The 629-nt window shown below is 56.1% G+C and carries 1 protein-coding gene; it reads left to right on the top strand.

What is annotated here, in order from left to right:
• Positions 1-157: 157 nt before the first annotated feature.
• Positions 158-629, top strand: a 472-nt coding sequence (locus ACRZ95_RS23130; RefSeq protein WP_480555739.1) for an alcohol dehydrogenase catalytic domain-containing protein, incomplete at its 3' end; no start/stop codon positions are given.

The raw sequence follows: 629 nt of genomic DNA on the forward strand, positions 1-629 counted from the left end.
ACTTTTTGCGCTCAAGGCCGCCTCACCTTCGCTTCCAATGGGCAAGACCTACAGCAGTGCTTGGAGCGTCGTGGTCATTTTCGCGATTGCGATCACGCTGCTCTACCTTGTTCCCGGCATCGTCACGCTTATCCCATCCCTACTGTGAGAACCCTTCATGACCGAATACACCAGTTACGATCTGATCGAATGGGGGCAGCCATTTGAAAAAAGAAAGAACGAGTTGCCGAAGCCTACCGGTTTGGAGGTTCTGGTGCGGGTTACGGCGTCAGGTCTTTGCCACTCGGACCTGCATGTGCAGAAAGGGTATATGGACCTAGGCGAAGAGGGACGGCTGACCTTCGCAGAACGCGGCGCGCAGTTGCCGATGACCTTTGGTCACGAAATTGCCGGCATAGTAGAGGCCGTAGGCCCCGATGTGACGAGCGTCTCGCCGGGTCAGCAGGTGCTGATTTTTCCATGGATCGGATGCGGGCAATGTGAAGCGTGCCAGGAGGATCGCGAAAGCGATTGCTCGGCGATGCGGATCATCGGGCTCAAGCAAAAGGGGGGCTTCGCCACCCACTGCCTTGTCGAGCATGAGAAATTCCTAGTCGATATTGAAGGGCTTGATGCCGCTGATGTTGTCC

The sequence above is a fragment of the Ruegeria sp. AI3 genome (assembly GCF_056541245.1).